General features: G+C 50.3%; 1 protein-coding gene. It reads right to left on the bottom strand.

Annotated features, from left to right (window positions below; all coding sequences use genetic code 11):
* Positions 1–154 precede the first annotated feature (154 nt).
* Positions 155–1,186: an IS630 family transposase gene (locus NC856_RS17590; RefSeq protein ID WP_264091692.1), complete on the bottom strand. Its 1,032-nt coding sequence runs from the start codon at positions 1,184–1,186 to the stop codon at positions 155–157.
* Positions 1,187–1,373 lie beyond the last annotated feature (187 nt).

The raw sequence follows: 1,373 nt of genomic DNA on the forward strand, positions 1-1,373 counted from the left end.
TCCATCGTTTGCCTGTCTCCGTTGTTGGAGTGAACATATCAAAAACAGACAATTACACAATTTAAATTACAGTCTCCTATAAAGAGTACCCCTCCAAAAATTTCCGCGAAACTCACGGTTGGTGAACATCCCTAAATAGCTGTTCCTAATACCGCTACACTTTGGTCTGTCCATGTTTTCCTCCCGGGAATGGACTGACGGTCTCCATAAAATGGCGAACCTTTTTCAGCAGTTGCCACATGGCGCGGCACTGGTGGTTTCGGGTTATCGTGTCGTGCAGTGCCTGCCACAGTCGTTCAACGTGATTCACCCACGGTGAGTATACGGGCTGGTAAATAACCCTGAACTTCGGGTTCTGTTTCAACCATTTCAGCGTTTGCTGGCTTTTATGGATTATGTAGTTATCGACGATAAGCGTGATCGTTTTCGCCCGCCGGTATGTCGCTTTCATGTGTTCCAGCAGACTGATAAACAGTGCTGAGCTTTTCCTGCTACCCCCGACGTAGCTGACTTTTCCTGTTCCGCTGTGCAGGGCTCCCGCCAGATAATATTTTTCGTTCTGGCCCGGTGTCACAACGCGCTTCTGCTGACCACGCACTTGCCAGTCTGCACCGATTTTGGGGTTGAGATGGATATCCACTTCGTCCTCGTAAAACACCGGATGGTCCACACTGCATTTTTGCAGTGCTCCGTGGATTTCCATCATTTTTTCTTCCTTGTGTGGATCGCGTATATGCAAGGTAGGCGCAGCCCTGCGCCAGACAAGTCCGGCTGCCGGCAACCATCTCCGTACCGTAGAAGCATGAAGCTGACAACCTGTTATCTCGCGGATTTTTATCGCCAGCAGTTCTGTGCTCCAGCGCGAACGCTGGTAGCCAAAATCCCCCGGCGTTCGCTGGACCAGTTGGCGTAACAATGCACATATCTGTTCAAATGGCCATCGTCGTTGCCGTCCGGAAGGCAGGATTTTCAGGCCTTCCAGACCATATTCTGTCAGCCAGTTAATCCAGCGGCCTATCGAAGAGCGGGCACAGCAAAGTGTTCTGGCGACATGGCTGACGCTGTTTCCATCGTGAAGCATCAGCATGGCGTTGAGCCTGCGTGCATGGTTTTTATCACGTGTTTTATGGATGGTTTTCCGCATCAGGCGTCGTTCGTTACGGGGCATTGGTGCTATGATCGGCATCGCTCAGTCCGGTTGGTGATTTTGGTTGGTTTGGCGATTGATCAGATCGCACAATTCGGACTGAGTTCCCTCACGGTGATCTACTATTTGGAACAGCTATTTAGTTTAATACTAAATAGCTTCGCATATTACCGCTCCATTTTAGCCAGTCCGTGTTGATTGCCGGGGAACGGCGATGCAGCATTCA

The organism is Brenneria izbisi (assembly GCF_025840185.1).
GTDB lineage: Bacteria > Pseudomonadota > Gammaproteobacteria > Enterobacterales > Enterobacteriaceae > Brenneria > Brenneria izbisi.

Coding starts and splice junctions, on each gene's coding strand:
- NC856_RS17590 (WP_264091692.1), bottom strand. CDS start 1,186: ATGCCGATCATAGCACCAATGCCCCGTAACGAACGACGCCTGATGCGG.